The sequence below is a fragment of the Streptomyces crystallinus genome, from assembly GCF_039521265.1.
GTDB classification, from domain to species: domain Bacteria; phylum Actinomycetota; class Actinomycetes; order Streptomycetales; family Streptomycetaceae; genus Streptomyces; species Streptomyces crystallinus.
This window is the reverse complement of the sequence record NZ_BAAACA010000007.1, coordinates 35,970-62,229: the sequence shown is the minus strand read 5'-3', so window position 1 is coordinate 62,229 and position 26,260 is coordinate 35,970. Positions and strand designations below refer to the sequence as shown.

Sequence of the window (26,260 nt, the reverse complement as noted above, 5' to 3'; positions counted from 1 at the left end):
AGCAGCCGGGAAGCCAGCTCAGCCATGAGCTTTCAGGCGCTCGGCCGCAGCCGAACAACCCAGCTCAGCCACAGGCTTTTAGGGGCGCGGGGAACTGCGCGAGAAGCGGCCACCGGCCCGCAGACGAACTCCAGGCTCAAAGCGGGCGCTGGCAACCGCCCGAACACACCGGACTACCCAGGGGCGCGGGGAACTGCGCGACCAGCCCACCACCGGCCCGCAGACGAAGACCGGGCACAAGAGGGGCGCGGGGAACTGCGCGAGCAACCGGCCACCGGTCCGCGGGCAAAGGCCGGGCGAACAGTTACTCCAGCCCAACCAGCCGCAGCAGCGCCACCAACCCCGGCCCCGCCCCCCGTATCGACAACCGTCCACCCGCCCGCCGCGCGGTCAGGCGGAGGCGGGCCACCACCTCCACCGCCGCCAGATCCGCCCGTACCAACCCGCCCACATCGCACACCACCTCCCGCGCCCCGGCCGCGTACAGCGTCCGCAGCCGTTCGCACAGCGGTGGGACGTCGGCGAGGGCCAGGGGCGACGGGACGACGAGGAGGGCGGGTTCGGTGGGGTTCACACGCAGACAGACCCGCCCCGGCCGGGAAAGTCATCGGCCGGGGCGGGTCAGAGGAAGACGCGGACGGCGTCAGGCGATGCGGTCCAGGACGATCGGGTTCGCCGTGAACGACGTACCCGCCGGCGCGATGTCGTACGACCCGCCCAGCGTCTGGAGCGCGTACTCGAACTTCTCCGGCGTGTCCGTGTGCAGCGTGAGCAGCGGCTGACCGGCCGTCACCGTGTCGCCCGGCTTGGCGTGCAGCTCGACGCCCGCGCCCGCCTGCACCGGGTCCTCCTTGCGGGCCCGGCCGGCGCCCAGGCGCCAGGCGGCGACGCCGATGTCGTACGCGTCGAGGCGGGTCAGCACACCCGAGGCCGGCGCGGTCACGACGTGCTGCTCGCGGGCGACCGGCAGGGTCGCGTCCGGGTCGCCGCCCTGGGCCGCGATCATCCGGCGCCAGACGTCCATGGCCGAGCCGTCGGCGAGCGCCTTCTCGGGGTCGGCGTCCTTGATCCCGGCCGCGTCCAGCATCTCGCGGGCGAGCGCCAGGGTCAGGTCGACGACGTCCTTGGGGCCGCCGCCCGCCAGCACCTCGACGGACTCGCGTACTTCGAGGGCGTTGCCGGCGGTGAGGCCGAGCGGGGTGGACATGTCGGTGAGCAGGGCCACCGTCTTCACACCGCTGTCGGTGCCGAGCGCGACCATGGTGGAGGCCAGCTCGCGGGCGTCCTCGATGGTCTTCATGAAGGCGCCGGTGCCGACCTTGACGTCGAGGACCAGCGAGCCGGTGCCTTCCGCGATCTTCTTGGACATGATGGAGGAGGCGATCAGCGGGATGGCCTCGACGGTGCCGGTGACGTCCCGGAGCGCGTAGAGCTTCTTGTCGGCCGGGGCCAGCCCGTCGCCCGCCGCGCAGATGACCGCGCCGGTGGTGTCCAGGACGTTCAGCATCTCCTCGTTGGAGAGCAGCGCGCGCCAGCCGGGGATGGACTCCAGCTTGTCCAGGGTGCCGCCGGTGTGGCCCAGACCCCGGCCCGACAGCTGCGGCACGGCCGCGCCGCACGCGGCGACCAGCGGGGCGAGCGGCAGCGTGATCTTGTCGCCGACGCCGCCGGTGGAGTGCTTGTCGGCGGTGGGGCGGGAGAGCGCGTCGAAGTTCATGCGCTCGCCGGACGCGATCATCGCGGCGGTCCAGCGGGCGATCTCCGTACGGTTCATGCCGTTGAGCAGGATCGCCATGGCGAGGGCCGACATCTGCTCGTCGGCGACGACACCCCGGGTGTAGGCGTCGATGACCCAGTCGATCTGCTCCGGGCTCAGCTCGCCCCGGTCTCGCTTGGTGCGGATGACGGAGATGACGTCCATGGCATTCCTTCCGGCAAGTGCGGTTCGTCCGTACGGTATACGCGACTCTACGCGCATAGAGAGGTCTGAAGGGGGCGGCCCCTCCCTGCTGATCAGCAACGGAGGGGCCGCGGTGGTTACTTGAGCGGTTGCTTCAGGTGGTCCGGGCCGAAGGCCTGCGGAAGCATCGCGGAGAGCGGCAGGATCCCCTGCGGGGTCTCCAGGAGCAGCTCCGGGCCGCCGTGCTCGAAGAGCAGCTGGCGGCAGCGCCCGCAGGGCACCAGCACGGCGCCGTGGCCGTCGACGCACACGAAGTGCGTCAGGCGCCCGCCGCCGCCGAGCCGCAGCGCCGAGACGAGACCGCACTCGGCGCACAGCGCGAGGCCGTAGCTGGCGTTCTCCACGTTGCAGCCGGTGACCGTACGACCGTCGTCGACGAGCGCCGCCGCGCCGACCGGGTAGCCCGAGTACGGGGCGTACGCCCGGGACATGGCGTCCCGGGCCGCCTCGCGCAGGGCCTCCCAGTCGACGGCGGTGGTGCCGGGGGCGTCCGGCGTCACTTGCCCTGGCCCTTGCGGTAGCGCATGCCGTCGGCCTTGGGCATCCGCAGGCGCTGCGCGGAGAGCGACAGCACCAGCAGGGTGACCACGTACGGCGTGGCACCGACGAAGTCGCTCGGGACGGTGTCGGTCATCAGGTACCAGACGAGGATCGCGGCGGCCATGACCGCGCTGAGCGCCGCCTGGAGCATTGCCTTCTTGTACGCCTTCCAGGCCGCCAGGGCGACCAGCAGGACCACCAGCAGGAGCAGCAGGGCGTGCACGGTGGTGCCGCCGTTGCGCAGCTGGAGCGCGTCGGAGAAGCCGAACAGGCCGGCGCCCATGGCGAGTCCGCCCGGCCGCCAGTTGCCGAAGATCATCGCGGCGAGGCCGATGTAGCCGCGGCCGCCGGTCTGGCCCTCCAGGTAGATGTGCGAGGTGACCAGCGCCAGGAACGCGCCGCCGAGACCGGCGAGACCGCCGGAGATCGCGACCGCCGCGTACTTGTAGGTGTACACGTTGACGCCGAGCGACTCGGCGGCGATCGGGTTCTCGCCGCAGGAGCGCAGCCGCAGGCCGAACGCGCTCTTCCACAGCACCCACCAGGTGCCCACGAAGAGCAGCACCGCGATGACGGTGACCCAGGAGACGTGGGTGAGCAGACCGCCGAGGATTCCGGCGAGGTCGGAGATCAGGAACCAGTGGTGCTTCTGGATCGACTCCAGGCCGGAGGACAGCCCCGGGACGGTGAAGTCCGGCAGCGACTCGGCGGGCGGCGACTGCTTGGGGTTGCCGCCCTTGGCCGCGGCGTCGCCCTCGTTGAAGAAGAGCTTGGCCATGTACTGGGTGGCGCCGACCGCGAGCAGGTTGACGGCCACACCGGAGACGATGTGGTCGACGCCGAAGGTGATGGTGGCGACCGCGTGGACCAGACCGCCCAGGACGCCGAAGCCGACGCCCGCGAGCAGCCCGAGCCAGGGGCTGGACTGCCAGCCGACCCAGCCCGCGCCGAAGGTGCCGAGGATCATCATGCCTTCGAGACCGATGTTGACCACGCCGGCCCGCTCGGACCACAGGCCCGCCAGGCCCGCGAGGCCGATCGGCACCGCGAGGCCGAGGGCGGCGCTGATCTGGCCCTCGGAGGTCAGCTGGTCGGCGCCGGTGATGATGCGCACCGCGGAGACCAGGATCAGCGCGGCCGCGACGATCAGCAGGATCTGCGCGACGGAGAACTTGCGCTTGGCGTTGCCCTTGAGCCCGGCCGGGGGCGGCGGGGTCTTGGCGGGGGTCGTCGTGACGCTCATGCCGACACCTCCTGCTTCTTGGCGGCCAGGGCCGCGAGCTCGGCGCCGACCCGCTGCTGCTGGCGCTTGAGGCCGTAGCGGCGGACGACTTCGTACGCGATCACGACGCACAGGACGATGACGCCCTGGATCACGCCGAGGATCTCCTTGTCGTAGCCGATCACTTCGAAGTGGCCGGTGGTGCGCTCCAGATAGCCCCAGACCAGCGCGGCGACGGCCACGCCCACCGGGTGGTTGCGGCCGAGCAGCGCGACGGCGATACCGGTGAAGCCGAGGCCCAGCGGGAAGCTGTTGTCGAACTGGTGGCTGTCGTTGAGCAGCGTCGGCAGACCGACCAGACCGGCCACCGCACCCGAGATGATCATGCTGGTGACGATCATCTTCTTGACGTTGGCACCGCTGGCGGCGGCCGCGGACTCGGACTGGCCGACGGCCCGCAGGTCGAAGCCGAAGCGGGTGCGGCCGAGCACGAACCAGTAGGCCAGGCCGACGAGCACCGCGATGACGATGAAGCCCCAGATCTGGCCGGCGTCACCGTTGTCGATGTGGAAGAACCAGGAGCTGTGCGGCAGCGGCTTGGTGGAGACCAGCGTGCCGGCCTGGTCGAGCTGGCCGAGCCGCTCGGGCTGGAGCAGATAGGCGATGATCGCGGTCGCGATGGCGTTCAGCATGATGGTCGAGATGACCTCGCTGACGCCCCGGGTGACCTTGAGGACGCCCGCGATGGCCGCCCACAGGGCGCCCGTCACCATCGCCGCGAGGATCATCAGCGGGATGGCGACGATGCCCGGCAGCGAGACCGCGCCGCCGATGACGGCGGCGAGGAAGGCCGCGATGCGGTACTGGCCGTCCACACCGATGTTGAAGAGGTTCATCCGGAAGCCGATGGCCACCGCGATGCCCGCGAGGTAGTACGTCGTCGCCTTGTTGAGGATGTAGACCTGGCTGTCACTGGCCGAGCCGTACGACAGCATGTCGTCGAAGGCGGGCATCGGGTTCTTGCCGGTGGCCAGGATGACCAGGGCGGTCACGACGAGCGCCGCGACCACGGCGAGCACGGGGGCCGCGATCGCGAGGAGCAGCTTCTCCCTGTCGATGCGCTGGGTGAACTTTTTCATCGGTCCTCTCCCCCGGTGCTGTCGTCGTGCTCCAGATGGCCGGCGGCGGCGCCGGTCATGGCGGAGCCCAGCTCCTCAGGGGTGATCGTGGCGGGGTCGGCGTCGGCGACCAGGCGGCCGCGGTACATCACCCGCAGGGTGTCGGACAGGCCGATCAGCTCGTCCAGGTCGGCGGAGATCAGCAGCACCGCGAGTCCCTCGCGGCGGGCCGTGCGGATCTGGTCCCAGATCTGCGCCTGAGCGCCCACGTCCACGCCCCGGGTGGGGTGTGCGGCGATCAGGAGCTTGGGGTTGTGGCTCATCTCGCGGCCGACGATCAGCTTCTGCTGGTTGCCGCCGGAGAGCGAGGCCGCGGTGACCTCGATGCCGGGGGTGCGCACGTCGTACTCGCGCACGATGCGCTCCGTGTCCACCCGCGCGGCCTTGTTGTCGAGCAGCCCGCCCTTGGAGTTGGGGCGCTCGGTGACATGGCCGAGGATGCGGTTCTCCCACAGCGGGGCCTCAAGCAGGAGGCCGTGGCGGTGGCGGTCCTCGGGGATGTACCCGATGCCGTCCTCGCGCCGCTTGCGGGTGGGCGCGTGCGAGATGTCGGCGGCGTCCAGGGTGATGACACCGCCGTCCGGGTCGCGCATGCCCATGATCGCCTCGACGAGCTCGGCCTGGCCGTTGCCCTCGACCCCGGCGATGCCCAGGACCTCGCCCTTGTGGATGGTGAAGGAGACCGCGGAGAGCACCTCGCGGACCACGCCGTCGGGGTCGGTGGCGGCCAGCTTCAGGTCGTCGACCTTCAGCATCGGCACGTCGGTGACCGTCGACTCGCGGGTCTCGGGCGAGGGCAGCTCGCTGCCCACCATCAGCTCGGCGAGCTGCTTGGTGGTGGTGTTCCTCGGGTCGGCGGTGCCCACCGTCGTACCGCGCCGGATGACGGTGATGTCGTCGGCGACCTTCAGCACCTCGCCCAGCTTGTGCGAGATGAAGATGACGGTCAGGCCCTCGGCCTTGAGCTCGCGCAGGTTGTCGAAGAGCGCCTCGACCTCCTGCGGGACCAGCACGGCCGTCGGCTCGTCGAGGATGAGCGTGCGCGCGCCGCGGTAAAGGACCTTGAGGATCTCCACGCGCTGGCGGTCGGCGACACCGAGGTCCTCGACCACCGCGTCGGGCCGGACGTTCAGGCCGTACGCGTCGGAGATCTCCTTGATCTTCTTACGGGCCCTGGCGCCGATGCCGTACAGCTTCTCGCCGCCGAGGACGACGTTCTCCAGGACGGTGAGGTTGTCGGCGAGCATGAAGTGCTGGTGCACCATGCCGATGCCGCGCGCGATGGCGTCGGCGGGGCTGTGGAAGGCCGCCTGCTCGCCGTCGATGGTGATGGTTCCCTCGTCCGGCTTCTGCATGCCGTAGAGGATCTTCATCAGGGTCGACTTGCCGGCACCGTTCTCACCGCAGAGGGCATGGACGGTGCCCTTCTTGACGGTGATGTCGATGTCCTTGTTGGCGACGACGCCGGGGAACCGTTTGGTGATGCCGCGCAGTTCGACGGCGGGAGGGCTGGACGCGTTGATGGCGCACTCTCCTCGGGAGCAGGAGCGGGGGGCGGGGGGCTTCCGCAGAAGCTAGCGCGCCAACTCCGGCCTACGCGCGTAGAGTTGACACTTCGTTATGCCCGGCGGGCAGAGCGAGGACGCTCTGCCCGCCGGGCAGGTGCGCCGGCCGGAGCCGGACGCGGTGACTGCGGGCGGTCGACCGGCGACCGCCAGGGGTCACGGGGTGGTCTTGACCTTGATCGAGCCGTCGACGATCTTCTTCTTGGCCGCGTCGATCTGGGCCTTGATGTCGTCGATGAAGCCGCCGCTGGTGGCCAGCGAGACGCCGTCCTTGGCCAGCGGGTAGCTGTTGGTGCCGGTCAGCGGCTTGCCGTCCTTGACCGACTTGACCAGGTCGTAGACGCCGATGTCGACGTTCTTGACGACCGAGGTCAGGATCGAGGACTTGTACTTGGCCAGCGAGGCCTGGTTGTACTGGTCGGAGTCGACGCCGATCGCCCAGGTGCCCTTCTTGCCCGCGACGGCCTCGATGGCGCCGTTGCCGGAGGAGCCGGCGGCGGTGTAGATGACGTCGATGCCGTCGTCGAGCATGCCCTGCGCGGCGGCCTTGCCCTTGTCGGGGCTGGCGAAGCCGGAGGTGTCCGAGCCGTGCGACAGGTACTGCGGCTTGACGTCGGCCGAGGGCTTGGTGTCCTTGACGCCCTGGACGAAGCCCGCCTCGAACTTCTTGATCAGCGGAACGTCCACGCCGCCGATGAAGCCGATGTGGCCGGTCTTGGACTTCAGCGCCGCCGCGACACCGGCGAGGTAGGAGCCCTGCTCCTCGGTGAAGACGATGTTGTCGACGTTGGGCGCGCCCTCGACGACGGAGTCGACGATGCCGAAGGTGGTCTTCGGGAACTTGGCGGCGACCTGCTTCATCGAGTTGGCGTAGGCGTAGCCGATGCCGACGACCGGGTTGTAGCCCGCCTGGGCCAGCTGGGTGAGGCGCTCGACGCGGTCGGCCTCGGTGTCCGTGGTCTTGGCGGTGAGCTCCTTGATCTCACCGCCGAACTCGGCCTTGGCCTTGTCGATGCCGCGCGCGGCGGAGTCGTTGAACGAGTGGTCGCCACGGCCGCCGACGTCGTACGCGACACCGACCTTGACGCCCTTGCCGCCCGCGCTGGACGACGCGGAGGAGTCCTTGTCCTTCTCGGAGGACGTGCTGCCACACGCGGTGGCGGAAAGCGCGAGGGCGGCGGTGGCGATACCGGCCGCAGCGATCTTGGATACCCGGCGCACGAGGAGGTCCCTTCAAAACGAACCGAGAGCGCCCCTACCGGCGCTGGTTTCGCGTCGGATCGTAACGCGCGTAGATGTCGCGTAAAGACCTGTTCGGAAGCCGTTATCGAATCGCCGCGAACAGACGATGAAGTGTCTGGTTACGAACGGTGTCCTTCCAGCAGCGCAGCGGCAGTAAAGAGCTCCACCCCGACCTTGATGGCCGCCTCGTCGGCGTCGAAATCACCCCGATGCAGGTCAAGCCGGGCGTTGGACCCCGGAGTGCGCACCCCGAGGCGGGCCATCGCGCCCGGCACGTGCTCCAGGTACCAGGAAAAGTCCTCGCCACCCAGACTCTGCTCGGTGTCCTCGATCGCGAACGCCCCTCGGCGCGCCGTCTGAGCCTCGCGCAGCAGTTCGGCGACGGCCGGATCGTTGACCACCGGCGGCACGCCGCGGACATAGTTGATCTCCGGCTTGGCGCCGTGCAGAGTGGCGACCTCGTAGATCGCGGTCTGCACCTTCTCGGGCGCGTCGCGCCACGCCTCCAGGTCCAGACAGCGCACGGTTCCGGCCAGCTCCGCGCGCATCGGGATCACATTGCAGGCGTGCCCGGAGCCGATCCGGCCCCAGGTGACGGCGAGCCCGGCGCGGGCGTCGATCCGGCGGGCCAGCAGCGCGGGCACATCGGTCACCACCCGGGCGGCGGCGGTCACCAGATCGGTGGTCAGATGGGGGCGGGCGGTGTGGCCGCCGGGCCCGTCCAGGGTGATCTCCAGACGGTCGCAGGCCGAGGTGATCGGCCCGGCCCGCAGCCCGATGCGGCCCGCGTCCACCCGGGGGTCGCAGTGCACCGCGATGATCCTGCCCACCCCGTCCAGCGCGCCGGAGCGGATCGCGTCGGTGGCGCCGCCCGGCAGCACCTCCTCGGCGGGCTGAAAGACCAGCCGGACCGGGTGGGGCAGCAGGCCCTGGCGGTCCAGCTCGGCGAGGACCAGGCCGGTGCCGAGCACGGTGGTGGTGTGGATGTCGTGGCCGCAGGCGTGCGCCCGATCGGGCACGGTCGAGCGGTACGGCACGTTTACCTTGGCGTCCGGGATCGGCAGGGCGTCGATGTCCGCCCTGATCGCCAGGATGGGCCGTTCCCCCTTCCGGGTGCCGACATCGCACAGGAGTCCGGTCCCACTGTCGAGGACCCGGGGCTTCAGCCCGGCCGCCTCCAAGCGCTTCTTGATCGCCGCGGTGGTGCGGAACTCCTGGTTTCCCAGCTCGGGGTGCATGTGCAAGTCCCGGCGGAAGGCGATGAGTTCGGCGCCCAGGGGCTCGGGGAGCAACCCGGGCAGCGGGGTTTCCCCGGGCAGATCGGCTTCGGGTTCGTCGGAGGCGCGCGACATCAACTGGTTCACCTGTTGAAGAGTAGGCCCCTTCAAGGGCCAACTAACCGTCGATCAACAAAAGTTCAGCCCGATAGGGGAAAGATTTCTGACCGGCGGACGGTTGTGGGCCCAGTGGGCTGGGTAAACTCGCCGCCCGTTTCTCAGAAGTGTCGCAGAGGTTTCCCAGCGCGCTCTCAGGACGGTCTCAGCGCCGTCTCAGGCCGGCCCGCCGTCTCAGGCCGACCCGGCCCGGGCCCGGGGCTCCCGCCGCGGCGGAGGGCGCCCAGGGCCTCGGGTGCCCGCTCAGGCCGCGACCATGCGCAGCCCATGGGCGTCCCGGGCCGTTCCGGTGACGTCCGCGAGGAAGCCCCGGGCGCGCGGGGACGCCTTCTCGGTGAGCCAGCCGGGGTCGATGTCGCAGGCCAGGACCCGTACCCCGGTGCCCGCGAGGGCGGGCGGCAGGGTGTGCACCACGGTCGAGGGAAAGCTGAGGACGGTCCGCCCGACGGGGCCGCGCCGGGCGATGAGCTCCAGCGGCAGGTCCGGCCGGACGATCTCCAGACCGGTCCGCAGATGCAGGGTGCGCAGCTTCTCCGGGGACTCGCGGCGGTGGGCGAAGTACCGGGTGACGCCGTGGGTGCGGGCCAGCGCCGCGACCGCCTCCAGATAGCGCTCGGGGTCCACCACGCCCGTCTCCACCAGCGAGGTGCCCACCATGTCCGCGCCCTTGGTGAGGCGCGGCGGACCGAACCGGGCCCGGGTCCAGCCGAAGGTGTTCGGGGTGACCGTGACCGCCTCCGGCGCCTGTACGGGCATGGCGCTGAACACCTCGACCGTACGGCCCCGGGCCGGGGTGAGACGACGGCGCGCCGAGGCGGCGAAGGGGGCGAAGATCAGATCGCGCGCCCCCGGCCGGCTGCCCCGCCGGTGCCAGCGGACCAGCCGCTCGCCGCTGCCCAGCTGGGCGACGAACTCCATGGTGGCCGTGCCGTCGTCGACGACGACCAGGTCACGGGCGCGCGCCACGGTGAGCAGCAGCTGGACATAGCGCGAGAACGGGTCGCCGATGACGATCCGGTCGGCGCGGCGCAGCAGCGAGGAGAGCCCGCCGATGGTGCGCAGCGGGGCGGTGGGGCCGCCCCGGGCCTCCTCCCAGCGCACCCGCATGCCCTCCTCGCGGGCCAGCTCCGCCATCCGGCGCAGCTGGCCGCGCGACATCGGGTCGGTGGGCGACAGGACGACGACGGTGAGGTCGTCGTGGGCGGCCGCCGCGTCCTGGGGCCCGGACCGCTGGGCCGGCACGCCGTTCAGGAGCGGGCGCGTGGAATGGGCCCACTCCAGCACGTTGAGCAGCTGGACCGGGCTCTCCACGAAGGCGATCGTGGCGGAGGTGTCCCGAGGCACGGCGGCCGGCCCGGCTCAGACCGCGACCGGCGCGCGGTCGGCGTCGGACGCCTCGGCCTCGGCGACGACGCCGGTGACCCGGCGCAGCTTCTTCATCGGGGCGAGCTCCGACTCGTAGACCTTCTTGACGCCGTCGCCGAGCGCCGCCTCGATGGTGCGGATGTCGCGGACCAGGCGCTGAAGGCCCCCCGGCTCGACGGAGGCGGCCTGGTCGGAGCCCCACATCGCGCGGTCCAGGGTGATGTGGCGCTCCACGAAGGCGGCGCCGAGGGCGACGGCGGCCAGCGTGGTCTGCAGGCCCGTCTCGTGGCCGCTGTAGCCGATCGGCACGTTGGGGTACTCGGCCATCAGGCTGTTGATGACCCGCAGGTTGAGCTCCTCGGCCTTGGCCGGGTACGTGGAGGTGGCGTGGCAGAGCAGGATGTTGTCGCTGCCGAGCACCTCGACGGCGTGCCGGATCTGCTTCGGGGTGGACATGCCGGTGGAAAGGATCACCGTGCGGCCGGTGGCGCGCAGGGCGCGCAGCAGCTCGTCGTCGGTGAGCGAGGCGGAGGCGACCTTGTGGGCCGGCAGGTCGAACTTCTCCAGGAAGGCGACGGCCTCGGTGTCCCACGGGGAGGCGAACCAGTCGATCCCGCGCTTCTTGCAGTGCTCGTCGATGGCGCGGTACTCCGACTCGCCGAACTCCACCCGGTGGCGGTAGTCGATGTACGTCATTCGGCCCCACGGGGTGTCGCGCTCGATGTCCCACTGGTCGCGCGGGGTGCAGATCTCCGGAGTGCGCTTCTGGAACTTGACGGCGTCGCAGCCGGCGTCGGCGGCGGCGTCGATCAGGGCGAGGGCGTTGCCCAGGTCACCGTTGTGGTTGATGCCGATCTCACCGGTGACGTACACCGGCTGACCCGGTCCGGCGGTACGGCTGCCGAAGGTGCGCAGACGGTTGCTCATGAAGGGGTGTCCTTACTGGGCGGGGGAGTTGTGGAGCGGGGGGTTCAGCGAAGGGGTGTGGTGGAGCTCGGGTCCGAGGAGCCAGGCGGCGATCTCGCGGATCGCGCCCTCGCCGCCGGGGGTGGCGGTGACCGCGCGCGCGGAGGCGCGCACGGAGTCATGGGCGTCGGCGACCGCGACCGGCCAGCCGACGAGGGAGAAGCAGGGCAGGTCGTTGACGTCGTTGCCCGCGTAGAGCACCCGTGCCGGGTCGACGGCGTTCTCCTCGCACCACTGCTTGAGGGCGAGGTCCTTGCGGTCCACGCCGTGCAGTACGGGGATCCGGAGCTTGCGGGCGCGGGCGGCGACCACCGGGTTCTGCTCGGTGGAGAGGATCAGCAGCTTCAGCCCGGCGCGGCGCAGGGCCGCGACACCGAGCCCGTCGCCCCGGTGCACGGCGACCAGTTCGCGGCCCTCGGAGTCGATGAGGACCCGGTCGTCGGTCTGGGTGCCGTCGAAGTCGAGGACGACCGCGTCGACGTCGTCGCGGGCCGGGGTGCGGGCCGGGTCGAGCAGCGGCGCCAGCGCGCGGGCACGGGCCAGGTCGTGCGGGTCGTCGATCTCCAGGACCCGGGCCGGGTCGGTGCGCACCAGCGCGGTGCGGCCGAAGAAGCGGTGTCGGTGGGTGCGGAAGCCGGCGGCGTCCATGGCGTACGCGGCGCCGGTCTCCAGGAAGTCCTGGGGGCGGTCCTGGCGGCGCGGGCGGAAGGACTTGTCGTGGCCCATGCCCTCGCCGCCGCCGTCCGCCTCGCGCCACACGAAGCCGTGGAAGGGGGCGACGGTGACGGCCGTGTCGGCGCCGTCCACGACGACGGCGGCGGCGACCCCGGCCACGTCCTCGTGGGTCAGGAACGGGCTGGTGCACTGCACCAGCAGGACGACGTCGGTGTCCGCGTGCCCTTCGAGCGCGTGCAGCACGGCCGCCTCGCTGGTCGCGGTGTCCCCCGCGAGGGCGGCGGGGCGCACCACGACGTGCGCTCCGGCCGCGGCGGCGGCGGCCGCGATCGCCGGGTCGTCGGTGGAGACGGCGACATCGGTGACGTGGCGGGCGGCGAGGCAGGCCCGGACGGCCCGGACGACCAGCGGGACGCCGCCGACCGCGGCGAGGTTCTTGCCGGGGACGCCCTTGGAGCCGCCCCGGGCCGGGATGACCGCCAGCACCTTCCTGGGCCGGGCGGTCGTCGCGGGCTGCGCGTTCATCAGAGTTCTCCCATCCGGCGGATGACCGGGGCCACGCGCTGCACTCCGTGGCGGTAGGCCCCGCGGGCCGCGTCCCGTACGGCGTCGCGCACCAGGCGGCGTACGCCGGTGGCCTCCGTCTGGGGCGCGGCGCCCGGCAGCGGGGTGCCGTCGGGGGCGAGGTGGTGGCGGGCGAGGAGGCCGGGCAGATAGCCGGGCGCGGTGGTGGGTGTGTAGTACGGGCGTACGGGCGGCAGGCCCGGGCGGGCCAGCAGGCCGGCGATGCGCGCGCGGGCCGCGTCGAAGGCGGTGGCGTACGCGTCGCCGGGCGCGACCCCCTGGGCCGCGAGCCAGTCCGGGTCGGGGCTCGGGCGGTGGCCGGCGTCGAGCTCGTCCCAGGAGGCCAGGCAGCCGGAGCCGACGAAGTGGTGGTTGCCGAGGTTCTCGCGCACGCCCAGGTCGGTCAGGACGGCGGTGGGCACCGAGCGGTGCAGCGACTCCAGGGCCGCCGTCGAGGAGACCGTGACCAGCAGGTCGGTGCGGTCCAGGACCTCGCCCATGTTCCCGTACACCAGCCGGAAGTTGGGCGGCGGGTCCAGGGAGCGGACGAGCCGCTGGTAGGGCTGCTCCTCGATGTGCGTGGTGTGCTCGCCGGGCTTGGAGCGCAGCTTGAGCAGCACTTCGCGGCCCGGCTGGCGGCGGGCGTGTTCGGTGAGGCGCCGCAGCAGGTAGAGCCGGTCGGCGCGGCTCTCGGGCACCGACGGCTGGGCGGCGAAGACGACCGTGTCGCGGCCCGGCTCGGGCGTGTAGGGCGCGCCGCCGAGGAAGGGCAGGGCGGCCTCGGTGACCGCCGAGGCGTCGGCGCCCACGCCCTCGTACACCGCGCGGAACCGCTCGGCGTCGTGCCGGGAGTTGGCGAGGACCACATCGGCGCCGTGGCGCAGCAGCAGGCCGTCGGCGAGCTTCTCGTAGACGACGCCGACGTAGCCGGTGACCAGGACGGGCCTGCGGGCGCCGGCCGGCCACAGCCGGGCGAGGCCGTGCAGGGCGGCCTGGGCGGCGCCGCCGACCAGCGCGAGGACCACCACGTCGTACGGCTCGCGCTCGACGGCCTTCAGGAACGCGGCCATCGTCACCTCGCGCAGGGCGCCGGCGTCGACGCCGACCTCGGCGAGCTGGCGCGGGGTGGGGGTGGCCCGGCCGCGCAGCAGGAAGCCGCTGAGCGCGGGGGTGCGCTCGGCGAGCCGGCGGGCGGTGAGGGCACCCCATTTCCACCGGGTGTCGGAATCGGCGAGAACGGCGATCCTCGGTGCGGTGTCGGTGGGGTTCGTAACGGATGGCACGTCGAAGAAGCTAGGAATCCATTCCGTTTGGCGGCCCAACTGGACCGCAACAGATGGTTAACAGCGTCTCTACGAAAGGGGAAAGAGCCCGGAAAGCGAACCGGTTAACAACCCGGTCGCCCAGTGTTCACCCGACATCCCTCGCACGGACAGGGCGAATGACGCGGGGCCGCTTAGCGTCACCCGGGTGGTCAAGCTCTCCGTGGTCGTGCCGTTCTACAACGTGCGCACCTATGCCCCCGACACCCTGAGAAGTCTGCGCGACAACGCGCGTGAGGACTTCGAGTTCCTTCTGGTCGACGACTGCTCATCGGACGGTACGGCCGCGCTGCTCGCCCGCGCCGAGCGCGAGCTGCCCGGGGCGGTGGTCCTCAGACACGAGAAGAACGGCGGTCTCGCCACCGCCCGCAACACCGGCATCGACGCGGCGCGCGGCGAGTACGTCACCTTCCTCGACGGGGACGACTGGCTGGCGCCCGGCTACTACTCCCGACTGGTGGCCGCCATCGAGGAGTTGGGCTGTGACTTCCTGCGCACCGACCACGTGCAGTGCACCGGGAACCAGCGCTCGGTGCAGCGGGTGCCGCACGGGCGGCGCGGCGAGGTCCTTGACCCGCGCGCGGCGATCCTGCCTACCACCCGCTCGACCTCGGTGGACTACGCGTTCGCCTGGGCCGGGATCTACCACCGGCGGCTGGTGGAGCGGGGGCTGCTGCACTTCACGGACGGGCTGCGCACGGCCGAGGACCGGCCGTGGATCTGGCGGCTGCACCGGGAGGCGGAATCCTTCGCGGTACTGGGTCTGCTCGGCGTCTACTACCGGCGCGGAGTGGCGACTTCACTGACGCAGATCGGCGACGTACGCCAGCTCGATTTCATCCGGGCATTCGACCAGGTAATCGAGGAAACCGCTCAAGATCCACATTCCGCGGAACTGCTGCCGAAGGCGGTACGGACGTACTGCGCCATCATTTCCCATCACCTGGGAAACAGTGAAAGGTTCGAACCGGCCGTGGCTCGCAGACTGCGGACAATGAGTGCGGGAGCGCTGAAAAGGATGCCGCAGGACATTCTCAGGGAGGCGCTGGACTCCATGGACTCGGCCCGCGCCTCCCGGCTGCGGCGGCTGCGCGGGCGTACGCACGCCCTCACCTCGGCGGGGGCCGCGGCCTGATGCGTACGACTCAGATCTTCCTGGCCACGACGCTGTACGGGGTGGCGACGCTGGCCGCCGCGATCGACAGCGACTGCTTCGGCCCGGCCGACCGGCGCCTCCTCCTGGTCAGCAACAACGCCCCGATCCCGGAGACCTCGCCCTCGCTGGACACCATGCCGGGCTTCGCGTCGCTGCGCGGGCGCTTCGACGGGGTGCTGTCGTGGAACGAGACCATCGCGCCGATGCACCCGGGCGGCTGGGCGCCGCGCGCGGACGACGTCCCGCTGTGGGAGCGCCAGCTGCGGCGCGCCTGGGACCTCGGTGACGACCGGATCGAGCTGGCCGTCGAGTCCATCCAGGTCAACCCGGCGGGGGCGGTCGCCCAGCTCTTCCCGGACGCGCCGCTGCACGTGTACGCGGACGGGCTGATGAGCTACGGGCCCACCCGCAACAAGCTGGACCCGCTGGTGGGTTCGCGGGTGCGGCGGGTGCTGCACCTGGATCTGGTGCCGGAGCTGGAGCCGCTGCTGCTCGGCGAGTTCGGGGTGCGCGCGGAGGTGATCCCGACGGCGGCGTTCACCAAGGTGGTGGGCGAGCTGTCCGCCGACGGCGAGGAGCCCGAGGTGCCCCGGGGGGCGGCGCTGCTGCTCGGTCAGTACCTGGCGGCGCTCTCGATCCTCACCGAGGCCGAGGAGGAGGAGCTGCACCTCGCCATGGTGCGGGGCGCGGCCGCGCGCGGCCACCGCGAGATCGTCTTCAAGCCGCACCCCTCGGCGCCGCCCGCCTGGTCGCGGTCGCTGCGCACGGAGGCGGAGGGGCTGGGCGTCGAACTGACGGTCCTGGAGAGCCCGTTGCTGGCCGAGGTGCTCTACGACCGCATCGCCCCGGCCCTGGTGGTCGGCTGCTTCTCCACCGCGCTCCTCACCGCGTCCGCGTTCTACGACATCCCCGTCGCCCGCACCGGCACGGAGCTGCTGCTCGACCGCCTCACCCCCTACCAGAACAGCAACCGGATCCCGGTGACCCTGGTGGACGCGCTGCTGCCGCCCCTGGAGGGCGAGGCCCCCGACCCACCGCACGACCTGACGGCCCTGGTGGCGGCGGTCGGCTACGCGATGCAGTCCGAGATCCGCCCCGACCTGCGCCCCGCGGCCGAGCACTACCTCACCCACCACCTGACCCCCCACACCTGGCGCTACTTCAAACGCCGCCGCCTCACCACCCTGGCCCTCCCCGGCGCCATCCCCAGCCAGCTCGCCTTCATCCCCCGCAACGCGACGGTACGGAAGCTGGCGCGGCGGGCCCGGTCGGCGGCTCGGCGGGCGCGGGCGTCGTAGGCGGCCGCTGCCTCCTGGGCGGCCGCTCTAACGACCGGCGCCGCACCGCGCCAGATACTCCCCCAGCCCCCGGTCCGTCTCCCCCGCCCAGCCGACGTAGCCGTCCGGGCGGATGAGGAACAGGCCCTGGCCGTACGGCTCGTATGCCTTCAGGGTGTGTACGTGGACCTGGGGGCTCTCCGCCTTCGGGGGCTGGGTGCCGATGGCCAGGAGGGTGAAGTGGGGGCCGCTGAACAGGTCGAAGAGGCGGCCCTCGGGGAGGGTGCCGTCGGGGGCGCGGTCGCCCGCTTCCAGGTTTCCGGCGCGGCCCGTGGAGAGCGGGCCGCCGCGGTAGCCGATGCCGAGCTGCTTGACCACGTTGCCGCGCTGGCTGTCGCCGCCGAGCAGGGCCTGGCGGTGCAGCCGGGTGCTGATGCCGAGGACCTGGGCGGCGACCGGCCGCCGCTCCTGCTCGTACGTGTCGAGCAGCTCGGCCGGGGCGCCGTGCCGCAGCACCTGGCCGAGCTTCCAGCCCAGGTTGTAGGCGTCCTGGACGCTGGTGTTCAGCCCCTGGGCGCCGGCCGGTGAGTGCACATGGGCGGCGTCCCCCGCGAGGAAGACCCGGCCCGTCCGGAACCGCTCGGCCAGCGCGGCCCGGGGGCGGAACTCGGAGGCCCAGACGACCTCGGTGATCTCGTCGGCGGCCACCGGCGTCCGCGTGGCCACCAGCTTGCGCACCCCCTCGGGCGTCGCGTCCGGCACCGCTTCCACGTCCTCGTACTGGGCGACCAGCTGGAACAGCCGGGGGGTGCCCGGCAGCGGGCAGAGCACCACGGCGCCGCCGCTCGCGCCCGCCCAGGCGTGCCAGTTGTTCCCGTCGACGAACGCGTCCTTTGCGATCACCACGTCGGCCACCAGCATCGGCTTGGGGTCGACCGACTCGCCCTCCATGGCCACGCCCAGCAGCCGGCGCACGGTCGACCGGCCGCCGTCGGCGGCGACCAGATAGCGGGCGCGGACCTCGCGGCCGTCCGCGAAACGGGCCGTGACGCCGTCCGCGTCCTGGTCGAACCCGGTCAGCTCGGCATCGAACACGACCTCGCCGCCGAGGGCGCGCAGCCGGTCGTGGAGCAGCGCCTGAAGCCGCGACTGCGCGATGAGCAGACCGTTCGCGTACGGGGTCTGCTCGGTCGGCTCCGAGATCTCCATCATGTCCCACTCGCGCCCCCGGGTGGTGCCGTCCGGGCCCTCCCAGGCGAGCATCCGGGGGTACGCGCCTCCGGCCGCGCGGGCCGCCTCCAGGACCCCGAGGTCATGCAGCACCTCCTGGGTGCGGGGCTGGAGGCCCTTGCCGCGGGACCCGGGGAAGAGCCGGTCGGACTTCTCGACGAGCAGCGCGGGGACGCCGCGGCGGGCGAGGTCCATGGCGAGGACCAGGCCGGTGGGGCCTGCTCCGCAGATCAGCACGTCGATCTCGGCATTCGCCGCGTGCGGTTCCTTAACACCGTTAAGTTCCATGCCGCGAGCATGCGCTTAACGGTGTTAAGTTGTCAAGGTGGCTACGACGAGAATCGACCGGGCGCAGGTCGCCGACACCGCGCTGCGGCTGCTGAACGAGGTGGGCCTGGACGGGCTCACCCTCCGGGCGATCGCCAAGGAGCTGAAGGTCCAGGCGCCGGCGCTGTACTGGCACTTCAAGAACAAGCAGGCACTGCTCGACGAGATGGCGACGGTGATGCACCGGCGGATGGCGGCGGACGGCGTCCCCGGCGTCTCCCCCGACGCGCCCTGGCAGGAGCAACTGGCCGCCTTCAACCGGGCGTTGCGCGCCATGCTGCTGAGCTACCGCGACGGCGCGAAGGTCTACGGCGGCGCGCGCTTCACCGGCACGGACCACGCGGCGCCGCTGGAGCAGTTGCTGGCCGCGATGCGCGCGGCCGGGATCGCGCCCCGGGACGCGGCGCTGGCCGGGGCGACGGCGTACGCGTACACGATGGGGTTCGTGGCGGAGGAGCAGGGGATGTCGGCGGAGCCGTTCGACGTGGCGGCGCGGGCGGCACGGCTGTCCGAGTACCCCCTGGCGGCGTCGGTCGGGTCTGTCCTCTTCGAGGACGACGAGGGGAGGTTCGAGGGGGGTTTGGAGGTGGTGATCGCGGGAATCGAATCGCGGTACGGGACGCGACGGACCACGTAACCTCACGCCCCGACCCCTGTCGTGCCCGGCCTTTGTCTGCGGCCCGGTGGCGGGTTGCTCGCGCAGTTCCCCGCGCCCCTGTTTGGCCCGGTCTTTGTCTGCGGCTGAGTGGTGGGTTGCTCGCGCAGTTCCCCGCGCCCCTAAACCCGCTCTCGCCTGCGGACCGTGGCCGCTTCTCGCGCAGTTCCCCGCGCCCCTAGGGGGTGGCCGCAGTCGGAAAACTCAGCTCAGCCACAGGCGCTTTTAGGGGCGCGGGGAACTGCGCGAGCAACCGGCCACCGGCCCGCAGACAAAGCACACGCCCCCGATCGCCCCGCAGGGGCGCCTTCAGGGGCGCGGGGAACTGCGCGAGAAGAGACCACCGGCCCGCAGACAAAGCCCGGGCAACACAGGGGCGCGAGCAACCGTCCACCCAGCCGCAGACAAAGGCCGGGCGCAATTCAGAGCGGGCCGGCCGGCTCATACGCCCCCCAAACCTCCCGCAGCGCCCCGCACACCTCCCCCACCGTCGCCCGCGCGGCAAGCGCCGTCTTCATCGGGTACAGGACGTTGTCCTGGGACGAGGACGACGCGGCCGCCCGAAGCGCGGCCAGGGCCGAGGCGACCGCCCCGGAGTCGCGTTCGGACCGCAGCCGGGCCAGCGCGGCCGCCTGCCGCGCCTCGATCGCCGGGTCCACCCGAAGCGGCTCGTACGGCTCCTCCGCGTCGAGGCGGAACCGGTTGACCCCGACCACCACCCGCGAGCCCGCCTCCGTCTCCCGCGCGATCCGGTACGCCGAGCGCTCGATCTCGTCCTTCTGGAAGCCGTGCTCGATCGCGGCCACCGCGCCGCCCAGGTCCGCCACCCGCTCCATCAGCGCCAGCGTCGCCGCCTCCAGGTCGTCCGTCATGGACTCCACGACGTACGAACCCGCGAAGGGGTCGACGGTGGCCGTCACGTCCGTCTCGTACGCGAGGACCTGCTGGGTGCGCAGGGCCAGGCGCGCGCTCTTGTCCGTGGGGAGCGCGATCGCCTCGTCGAAGGAGTTGGTGTGCAGCGACTGGGTGCCGCCGAACACCGCCGCCAGGCCCTGCACGGCGACCCGGACCAGGTTCACCTCGGGCTGCTGCGCGGTGAGCTGCACCCCGGCCGTCTGGGTGTGGAAGCGCAGCATCCACGACCTGGGGTCCTGCGCGCCGAAGTCCTCCCGCATCACCCGCGCCCAGATCCGCCGCGCGGCGCGGAACTTGGCCACCTCCTCCAGGAGCGTCGTACGCGCGACGAAGAAGAACGACAGCCGCGGCGCGAAGTCGTCCACCGCCATCCCGGCCGCGACCGCGGTGCGGACGTACTCGATGCCGTCGGCCAGCGTGAACGCGATCTCCTGCGCGGGCGTGGCCCCCGCCTCGGCCATGTGGTAGCCGGAGATCGAGATCGTGTTCCACTTCGGCAGCTCCGCCCGGCAGTACCGGAACACGTCCGCCACCAGCCGCAGCGACGGCTTGGGCGGGAAGATGTAGGTGCCGCGGGCGATGTACTCCTTGAGCACGTCGTTCTGGACCGTGCCCGTCAGCCGGTGCGCCGGCACCCCCTGCTCCTCGGCGACCAGCTGGTACATCAGGAGCAGCAGCGCCGCGGGCGCGTTGATCGTCATCGAGGTCGAGACCTCGCCCAGCGGGATGCCGTCGAACAGGACCCGCATGTCCTCGACGGAGTCGACGGCCACCCCGACCTTGCCGACCTCGCCGTGCGCGAGCGGCGCGTCGCTGTCGTGGCCCATCTGGGTCGGCAGGTCGAAGGCGACCGACAGGCCGGTGGTGCCGTTGGCGATCAGCTGCCGGTAGCGGGCGTTGGACTCGGCCGCCGTGCCGAACCCGGCGTACTGGCGCATGGTCCAGGGGCGTGCCGTGTACATCGTCGGGTAGACGCCCCGGGTGAACGGATACCCGCCCGGCTCACCCAGCTGCCGGGCCGGGTCCCACCCGTCGAGGGCGTCCGGTCCGTAGACCGGGTCGAGGGGCAGACCGCTCTCGGTGCGCCGGGCACCGTCCGACTCGCGCGCCATTGTGTTCCGCCTCGCTTCCTCGCCGGCTTTCTGCAACCGTTCGGCCCGGGAAACAGTCTCTGGGATCACCAGAGGGAATATCAGGGGGGCGACCATGCGCCGGAACCATCTCACCACTGTCATAGCCAGAACGCTCGCCGCGGCCACGGTCCTGACCGTGACCGCCGCGTGCGGCGCTCAGTCCGACAAGGCGTCGGGGGCCGCCGACCAGAAGCCCGCCGCGCAGGCGCCCTCCTCGGCGCCCTCTGCGGACTCCGCCAACGACAACCAGGCCAACGGGGCCGGCCAGGCCGACGCCGCCGTCGCGCCGTCCGCCTCCAACACCACGGCCGCCCGGCCGCAGCCGAAGATCCTGATGGCCGCGGGCGCCAAGGGCGACCGGGTCAAGGAGCTCCAGGCCCGGCTCGCCCAGGTCGGCTGGTTCGACGACACGCCGACGGGTACGTACGGCAGCGTCACCGCGGCCGCCGTCAAGGGCTTCCAGGACAAGCGCGGACTGCCCGCCACCGGGTCGGCCGACGCCGCCACCTGGCAGCGGCTGGCGGACATGACGACCAGGCCGACCCGCGACGAGATCGCCGGGAAGACCGTCAACAAGCCGAAGACCAAGCTGGACAAGCGCTGTATGACCGGCCGGGTGCTGTGCATCAGCAAGACCACCCGCACGCTCAACTGGGTGGTCAACGGCAAGGTGCAGTCCTCGATGGACGTGCGGTTCGGCTCCCAGTACACGCCGACCCGCGAGGGCGTCTTCAAGGTCTTCCTGAAGAGCAAGAACCACGTCTCGTCGATCTACCACACGCCCATGCCGTACGCGATGTTCTTCAGCGGCGGCCAGGCCGTGCACTACTCGTCGGACTTCGCCAAGCGCGGTTACGCGGGTGCCTCGCACGGCTGCGTGAACGTGCGCGACAAGGCGAAGCTCGCCAAGCTCTTCGACCAGGTGAAGGTCAACGACAAGGTCGTCATCTACTGGTGATCGTGATCGGTCGCCAGTCATCGGTTACCGGTGATCCGACGCCGGGGCCCGCGCGGGCCGGTCGGAAGAGGGAGGGCGCGGGCGGGACCGGGGGAACGTGTCCCGCCCGCGCCGTTCGCGCCGAGCCTTGGGTACGGGGGGAACCCCGGCTCTGGGCGCCGCCGATGACCAGTCGGCTCACTTCCTACTGCGTCGGCGGGCCGAAAAGTGTCACACCAGTCGTTCGAGCCGGTGTGCGAGCGCCTGGTTCGCGCCGGTCACGGCCGCGCCGAGCAGCGCGAGCGGGTGCGGGTTCGGGACCGCGCGGGAGGCCTGCGGGACGACCGGCACGGCGGGCGGCCGGGTCGCGCCGCTGCGGTCGGCGTCGCCCGTGCCCGGGACGCCCGGCAGCCCGGGCAGCGCGGGTGAGCCGCCGGCGGGCGGCGTGGACCAGCTGACGTTGGGCAGCTTCAGGATCGAGCCGTCACGGCCGCCGTGCCCTCCGGAGCCGCCGCCGTGGCCGCCATGGCCGTCCCCCTTGTCGTCGCCGGAGCCGCCCTTGCCGCCCGAGCCGTCCTTGCCGCCGGAGCCGCCCTTGTGGCCGCGCTCGGCCTCCTCGATCACGTTGTCGCAGAACTGCTTGATCCGGGCGGCGCCCAGAGCGGCGATTTCCAGCCGATGCCGACGCGTCTGGTCGAGGCGTCCGGAGCGGAAGTCACGGCAGTACTCGACCTTCTTGGCGGCCCAGTCCTCCTGCTTGCCCCCGCTTGTGGGCGCCGGGGCGGGCGTCGTCCCCGGGGTCTCGACCGAGTCCGACGCGGTGGCGCCCGGTGTACTGGCCTCGCCCGACGGAGTGCGGCCCGGCGTGGGCGACTTCGGGGCGACGGGGGCGCCGGTACGCCCCGAGGGGGACGTCGAGTCGATCGGCGACGGGGTCGCCACGGCGGACACGGAGGAGCCCGGCTCGGGGTCGGCGGTGCCCAGGCCCGGCAGCACCCCGGTCCCGGCGGCCATGGCGACGCCGCCCAGGGCGCACCCGGCGAGCGCCGCGGCCAGGCCGAAACGGACCGGCCGCAGCCGTCGGCGCGCGCGGGCGGCACGGGGCTCGCGCCCGACCCGTACGACGGTGTCGGCCACCGCGCCCGAGGGCGCGCCGGCCTGGGCGCGGGCGCGGCGGAACGCGGCCAGCGCGGCGGCCTCGCCCGGCAGTTCACCCGCGGCGGGGGCGTCCATGGCCTGCCGTACGTCCGGACCGGCCAGCGCGCGCAGCACCGCGGAGAGCCGTTCGGCCTGCTCGCGGGCACGGTCGTCGGCGGGGACGACGTTCTCGCCGCGCAGCAACCGCTCCGCGGCGTCCTCGTCCAGCCATTCGTGGCGCTCGTCGGCCATCACATGTCCTTCTGCGTCGGCGCGCCCGATTGCGTCACACCGCACGACCGATTCCGTTGCGGCGGCACCCCGCCGAGATCCGCCGGGGCGTTCTCCGTCCCCAGCAGTTCGGCCAGCCGCTTGAGCCCGCGGTGCGCGGCCGTCCGCACCGCGCCGGGCCGCTTGCCCAGGGTCTCGGCCGCGCTCTTGGCGTCGAGCCCGACCACCACCCGCAACACCACGGCCTCGGCCTGGTCCTGCGGGAGCTGCGCGATGAGCGCCATCGTACGTCCGGTGGCCAGCGACTCCATCGCCTCGCCCGCGGTGTCCGAGTCGGCGGGACGGCCGGTCAGCTCGGTCTCGTCGCCGCCGACCGCGGGGCGCCGCCCGCGCATCCGGATGTGGTCGAGGGCCCGGTTGCGGGCGATGGTGGCGGCCCAGCCGCGGAAGCGGTCCGCGTCGCCGTTGAAGCGCTCGATGTCCCGGGCTATCTGGAGCCACGCCTCGGACGCCACGTCCTCCGCGTCGGCCTCGCCGACGAGCGTACGGGTGTAGCCGAGCAGCCGTGGGTGCACCGCGCGGTACACAGCACGGAACGCGCTCTCGTCGCCGCCCTGTGCCGCGAGTATCGCGGCAGTCAGCTCCGCGTCTTCCCCCTGCACTCCCCGCACCCTGCCCTGGTCTCGCAGCCGGTCATCGCTGCCGCGCCGACCGGCGCGAAGGAGCACGCTACGGCCTCGGCGGCGGTTAAGTCCATTACTTGTACAACCCGCAACAATTCGCTGACCCAGCGCGGTGTGACAGAAAACGCAGCCGTGGCGCTGAGAGGAGTACGGGGTCGCCACACGGCCCCGACGGAAGACGGCCGGGGCCTCTCCTGTGGGGGGTGGCGGCCCCGGCCGTCCTTCCGCGCCACCGCCGCCCGCCCGGGCCCGGCCGCGGTCAGGACCGGTCCCGCTCCGGCCCCATCCCCTGTGCCAGCCGCCGCAGCCCCCGGTGCGCCGAGGTGCGCACCGACCCCGGGCGCTTGCCGAGCACCCGGGCGGCCGCCACTCCGTCGAGCCCGGCCACCACCCTCAGCAGCACCGCCTCCGCCTGTTCGCGCGGCAGGGTGGCGATCAGCTGGAGCGCCCAGCGGGTGGAGAGGAACTCCAGCGCCGCCTCGGCCGTGTCCTGGCCGCCCGGCAGCTCCAGCGCCTCCTGGTCGAGCCCGACCGTGCGCGGTCTTCGCTTCTGGCGGCGCAGATGGTCCAGGGCGCGGTGGCGCGCGATGGTCGCGGCCCAGCCGCGGAAACCCGCCCCGTCGCCCCGGAACCGCGCCAGGTCACGGGCGATCTCCAGCCACGCCTCGGACGCCACGTCCTCGGCCTCGGCCCCGACCAGGGACCGCATATGGGCGAGCAGCCCGGGGTGCACCAGCCGGTAGACCACGGCGAAGGCCCGCTCGTCCCCCTGCTGGGCCCCGGCGACGGCCGCCCCGAGCTCCGCGTCGTCGCCCCGTATCCGGCCATGGCTCCGGCCCCGACCCCCCATGGTCTGTTCTGCGCGCGGGCGGCCGGAATTGTCACAGCCGGGCCCGCGCGGACCTCACCCCAGCTTGTCGGCGAGCTCCTTGAAGTCCTCCCACTCCAGGGCCGGAGTGCGCGGGTCCCACAGCTTCTGGGCGAGGGCGCGCAGCGGCATCCTGATGCCCCGGGCCACCTGGTCCTGGGTCTGGGCGTCGGCACGGTCGCACCAGACGGCGAACCGGGCGCCGAGCACCTGGTCGGAGTAGCGGGCGGGGACGGGCCCGGTGCCGCGCAGCACCAGCGGCGTCCACTCCTGGTAGATGCGCCGGCCGGTGGGGTACTTGAAGGCGTTGGGCTCGCCCAGCACGTAGTACAGGTACTCGTCGTTGAGGTTGACCGTCCGGCGCCCCTCGGCCAGGTACTCCTCGGGCGCGCGGGCGCCGAGCTCCTTGCCGGTCCAGTACTCGACCTCGCGGGCCGGGTCGGGGGCGACCGAGGTGCCCTTGAAGTAGCCGTCGTTCCAGGCCTTGAACTTCTTGCCGTACGGGCGCAGCACCGCGGCCCGGTCGTTGAGCCAGCCGGTCGCCAGGTCCGCTATGCCGGCCTCGGCGCCGTACTTGGCGCGGGCGGCGGCGGCCAGGCCCGGGTAGGTGGCCTCCGGGTCCTTGGCGGTCAGGGCGAGGTACTCGTCGCCGCCGAGGTGCCAGTAGGCGCCGGGGAAGAGGTCCGCGTACTCGCGCAGCAGGTCGTCCACGATCCGCGCGGCGTCCGGGTTCGCTATGTCGACCGCGCCCGGCACCGTCCGGCCGCTCGCGCTGCGCAGCCCGAGCGCGGGGTGCGCCTTGATGACCGCGCCCAGGTGGCCCGGCGAGTCGATCTCGGGGACCACCTCGATGTGCAGCCGCCGGGCCAGCGCCACGATCCGCTCGACCTCGCGCTTGCTGAGGTGGTCGCGCGAGACGACCTCGGGGTGCGCGGTGGACTCGATCCGGAAGCCCTGGTCGTCGGAGAAGTGCAGCCCGAGCTGGTTCAGCTTGAGGTCGGCCATCTCGCGCAGCCGGCTCTCGATCCAGCCTGCCGTGAAGGGCTTGCGCGCGATGTCCAGGTTGAGGCCGCGCTGCGGGCGGTCGGGCCAGTCCTCGACGACGCCCTCGGGCATCACCCCGCCGTCGCGCAGCGCCTGCTTGAGGGTGCGGGTGCCGTAGAAGACCCCGGCCTCGTCGGGCCCGGTGATCCGCACGGTCCGCTCGCGGGCGGTCAGGGTGTACGACTCGGGGGTGGCCTTGGCCTTCGGGCTCAGCGCCAGCTCGATGTCCCCGGCCCGGGGCGCCGCGCCCTGCACGTACTCCTTGTCGAGCTCCTGCGCCAGCAGCTCGGCCTCGTCCGCGAGCGTCTCGCTGCCGGTGGCGACGACGACCCGGGTGCCGGCGACCGGCCGGAAGCCGGGGCCACGGGCGGGCTCGTGCTGCCGTACGGAGGGGATCGTGCGGGGCGGCGAGGAGATCGGGTAGATCTGGGCGGGCGACGAGGAGGCGCCGGGCTTGGGGTCGACCCGGCCGCCGTGGCCGCCGTGGGTGTCGTCCTCGGGCCAGACCAGCACGGTGAGCGCGAGGGCGGCCACGACCGCGACGGCGACGCGTGCCACCAGGGCGCCCCGGCTCATCCGGGGCGTCCGGTCACCGCGGGCGCCGTCGGCGCCGTCGGCACTCCTGGACTGCGACATCACTCAGAATCCTCCCATACGGGAACAACCACGGCGAA

22 protein-coding genes are annotated in these 26,260 nt (G+C 72.3%); 4 read left to right on the top strand and 18 right to left on the bottom strand.

Going from position 1 to position 26,260, the window contains the following annotated elements; genetic code table 11:
* Positions 1-304: 304 nt before the first annotated feature.
* The 12 genes from ABD236_RS07035 to ABD236_RS06980 all read right to left on the bottom strand — a co-directional run bounded on the left by ABD236_RS07035 (position 305) and on the right by ABD236_RS06980 (position 13,954).
* Positions 305-574, bottom strand: coding sequence for an STAS domain-containing protein (locus tag ABD236_RS07035; protein ID WP_344071368.1), 270 nt, complete (start codon positions 572-574; stop codon positions 305-307).
* Between the two features lie 69 nt (positions 575-643).
* The gene (locus ABD236_RS07030; protein WP_344071366.1) at positions 644-1,921 is read right to left on the bottom strand and encodes a thymidine phosphorylase; all 1,278 of its coding nucleotides are present in this window, start codon (positions 1,919-1,921) and stop codon (positions 644-646) included.
* Positions 1,922-2,037: 116 nt separating this feature from the next.
* Complete coding sequence (locus ABD236_RS07025; protein ID WP_344071364.1) at positions 2,038-2,460, bottom strand: cytidine deaminase; 423 nt, start codon at positions 2,458-2,460, stop codon at positions 2,038-2,040.
* Positions 2,457-3,743 (bottom strand): ABC transporter permease, encoded by a 1,287-nt coding sequence (locus ABD236_RS07020; protein ID WP_344071362.1) that lies wholly within the window; start codon positions 3,741-3,743, stop codon positions 2,457-2,459. The genes ABD236_RS07025 and ABD236_RS07020 overlap by 4 nt, the downstream gene beginning before the upstream one ends.
* A complete protein-coding gene (locus ABD236_RS07015) occupies positions 3,740-4,861 on the bottom strand; it encodes an ABC transporter permease (RefSeq protein WP_344071360.1) in 1,122 nt (373 codons plus the stop codon). Before ABD236_RS07015 ends, ABD236_RS07020 begins: the two co-directional genes overlap by 4 nt.
* Positions 4,858-6,393 (bottom strand): ABC transporter ATP-binding protein, encoded by a 1,536-nt coding sequence (locus ABD236_RS07010; protein WP_344071435.1) that lies wholly within the window; start codon positions 6,391-6,393, stop codon positions 4,858-4,860. Before ABD236_RS07010 ends, ABD236_RS07015 begins: the two co-directional genes overlap by 4 nt.
* Positions 6,394-6,621: 228 nt before the next feature.
* A complete protein-coding gene (locus ABD236_RS07005) occupies positions 6,622-7,686 on the bottom strand; it encodes a BMP family lipoprotein (protein ID WP_344071357.1) in 1,065 nt (354 codons plus the stop codon).
* Positions 7,687-7,826: 140 nt separating this feature from the next.
* Entirely contained in the window at positions 7,827-9,059 is a 1,233-nt protein-coding gene (locus tag ABD236_RS07000; protein WP_344071433.1) for an amidohydrolase, read from the bottom strand.
* Between the two features lie 285 nt (positions 9,060-9,344).
* Positions 9,345-10,352 (bottom strand): hypothetical protein, encoded by a 1,008-nt coding sequence (locus tag ABD236_RS06995; RefSeq protein ID WP_425543829.1) that lies wholly within the window; start codon positions 10,350-10,352, stop codon positions 9,345-9,347.
* Between the two features lie 108 nt (positions 10,353-10,460).
* Positions 10,461-11,393, bottom strand: a complete 933-nt coding sequence (locus tag ABD236_RS06990) for an N-acetylneuraminate synthase family protein (RefSeq protein WP_344071353.1) — start codon at positions 11,391-11,393, stop codon at positions 10,461-10,463.
* 12 nt (positions 11,394-11,405) lie between these two features.
* Entirely contained in the window at positions 11,406-12,632 is a 1,227-nt protein-coding gene (locus tag ABD236_RS06985) for a cytidylyltransferase domain-containing protein (RefSeq protein WP_344071350.1), read from the bottom strand.
* A complete protein-coding gene (locus ABD236_RS06980) occupies positions 12,632-13,954 on the bottom strand; it encodes a DUF6716 putative glycosyltransferase (protein ID WP_344071348.1) in 1,323 nt (440 codons plus the stop codon). Before ABD236_RS06980 ends, ABD236_RS06985 begins: the two co-directional genes overlap by 1 nt.
* Before the next feature lie 187 nt (positions 13,955-14,141).
* On the opposite strand from ABD236_RS06980, the gene ABD236_RS06975 reads away from it, so the two are divergent.
* Together ABD236_RS06975 and ABD236_RS06970 are read left to right on the top strand one after the other, a co-directional pair.
* On the top strand, positions 14,142-15,128 hold the full coding sequence (locus ABD236_RS06975; RefSeq protein ID WP_344071346.1) for a glycosyltransferase family 2 protein: 987 nt from the start codon (positions 14,142-14,144) through the stop codon (positions 15,126-15,128).
* Positions 15,128-16,447, top strand: coding sequence for a polysialyltransferase family glycosyltransferase (locus ABD236_RS06970; RefSeq protein ID WP_344071344.1), 1,320 nt, complete (start codon positions 15,128-15,130; stop codon positions 16,445-16,447). Before ABD236_RS06975 ends, ABD236_RS06970 begins: the two co-directional genes overlap by 1 nt.
* 27 nt (positions 16,448-16,474) lie before the next feature.
* On the opposite strand, the gene ABD236_RS06965 is transcribed toward ABD236_RS06970, so the two are convergent.
* Entirely contained in the window at positions 16,475-17,944 is a 1,470-nt protein-coding gene (locus ABD236_RS06965; protein ID WP_344071341.1) for an FAD-dependent monooxygenase, read from the bottom strand.
* Between the two features lie 37 nt (positions 17,945-17,981).
* On the opposite strand from ABD236_RS06965, the gene ABD236_RS06960 reads away from it, so the two are divergent.
* Positions 17,982-18,620: a TetR/AcrR family transcriptional regulator C-terminal domain-containing protein gene (locus ABD236_RS06960; protein WP_344071339.1), complete on the top strand. Its 639-nt coding sequence runs from the start codon at positions 17,982-17,984 to the stop codon at positions 18,618-18,620.
* Positions 18,621-19,060: 440 nt separating this feature from the next.
* Here the strand turns inward: ABD236_RS06960 and ABD236_RS06955 are convergent, their stop codons facing one another.
* Positions 19,061-20,665 carry an acyl-CoA mutase large subunit family protein gene (locus ABD236_RS06955; protein WP_344071337.1) on the bottom strand — a complete coding sequence of 535 codons (1,605 nt, stop codon included), beginning with the start codon at positions 20,663-20,665 and terminating at the stop codon, positions 19,061-19,063.
* A gap of 94 nt (positions 20,666-20,759) precedes the next feature.
* Here ABD236_RS06955 and ABD236_RS06950 point away from each other — a divergent pair, with 94 nt between their 5' ends.
* Complete coding sequence (locus tag ABD236_RS06950) at positions 20,760-21,644, top strand: L,D-transpeptidase family protein (protein ID WP_344071335.1); 885 nt, start codon at positions 20,760-20,762, stop codon at positions 21,642-21,644.
* Between the two features lie 210 nt (positions 21,645-21,854).
* Here the strand turns inward: ABD236_RS06950 and ABD236_RS06945 are convergent, their stop codons facing one another.
* The 4 genes from ABD236_RS06945 to ABD236_RS06930 form a co-directional block, all read right to left on the bottom strand.
* Complete coding sequence (locus ABD236_RS06945) at positions 21,855-23,012, bottom strand: hypothetical protein (RefSeq protein WP_344071333.1); 1,158 nt, start codon at positions 23,010-23,012, stop codon at positions 21,855-21,857.
* Entirely contained in the window at positions 23,012-23,653 is a 642-nt protein-coding gene (locus tag ABD236_RS06940; RefSeq protein ID WP_344071331.1) for an RNA polymerase sigma factor, read from the bottom strand. The genes ABD236_RS06945 and ABD236_RS06940 overlap by 1 nt, the downstream gene beginning before the upstream one ends.
* Positions 23,654-23,933: 280 nt before the next feature.
* Entirely contained in the window at positions 23,934-24,524 is a 591-nt protein-coding gene (locus tag ABD236_RS06935; protein ID WP_344071329.1) for an RNA polymerase sigma factor, read from the bottom strand.
* A gap of 54 nt (positions 24,525-24,578) precedes the next feature.
* Complete coding sequence (locus ABD236_RS06930; RefSeq protein WP_344071432.1) at positions 24,579-26,162, bottom strand: family 20 glycosylhydrolase; 1,584 nt, start codon at positions 26,160-26,162, stop codon at positions 24,579-24,581.
* Positions 26,163-26,260 lie beyond the last annotated feature (98 nt).

What these genes read in the sequence shown, in the direction of transcription:
- ABD236_RS07030 (WP_344071366.1), bottom strand. Translation starts at nt 1,921, where the DNA reads ATGGACGTCATCTCCGTCATCCGCACCAAGCGAGACCGGGGCGAGCTG.
- ABD236_RS07020 (WP_344071362.1), bottom strand. Translation starts at nt 3,743, where the DNA reads ATGAGCGTCACGACGACCCCCGCCAAGACCCCGCCGCCCCCGGCCGGG.
- ABD236_RS07015 (WP_344071360.1), bottom strand. Translation starts at nt 4,861, where the DNA reads ATGAAAAAGTTCACCCAGCGCATCGACAGGGAGAAGCTGCTCCTCGCG.
- ABD236_RS07000 (WP_344071433.1), bottom strand. Translation starts at nt 9,059, where the DNA reads ATGTCGCGCGCCTCCGACGAACCCGAAGCCGATCTGCCCGGGGAAACC.
- ABD236_RS06990 (WP_344071353.1), bottom strand. Translation starts at nt 11,393, where the DNA reads ATGAGCAACCGTCTGCGCACCTTCGGCAGCCGTACCGCCGGACCGGGT.
- ABD236_RS06985 (WP_344071350.1), bottom strand. Translation starts at nt 12,632, where the DNA reads ATGAACGCGCAGCCCGCGACGACCGCCCGGCCCAGGAAGGTGCTGGCG.
- ABD236_RS06970 (WP_344071344.1), top strand. Translation starts at nt 15,128, where the DNA reads ATGCGTACGACTCAGATCTTCCTGGCCACGACGCTGTACGGGGTGGCG.
- ABD236_RS06965 (WP_344071341.1), bottom strand. Translation starts at nt 17,944, where the DNA reads ATGGAACTTAACGGTGTTAAGGAACCGCACGCGGCGAATGCCGAGATC.
- ABD236_RS06955 (WP_344071337.1), bottom strand. Translation starts at nt 20,665, where the DNA reads ATGGCGCGCGAGTCGGACGGTGCCCGGCGCACCGAGAGCGGTCTGCCC.
- ABD236_RS06950 (WP_344071335.1), top strand. Translation starts at nt 20,760, where the DNA reads ATGCGCCGGAACCATCTCACCACTGTCATAGCCAGAACGCTCGCCGCG.
- ABD236_RS06945 (WP_344071333.1), bottom strand. Translation starts at nt 23,012, where the DNA reads ATGGCCGACGAGCGCCACGAATGGCTGGACGAGGACGCCGCGGAGCGG.
- ABD236_RS06935 (WP_344071329.1), bottom strand. Translation starts at nt 24,524, where the DNA reads ATGGGGGGTCGGGGCCGGAGCCATGGCCGGATACGGGGCGACGACGCG.
- ABD236_RS06930 (WP_344071432.1), bottom strand. Translation starts at nt 26,162, where the DNA reads ATGAGCCGGGGCGCCCTGGTGGCACGCGTCGCCGTCGCGGTCGTGGCC.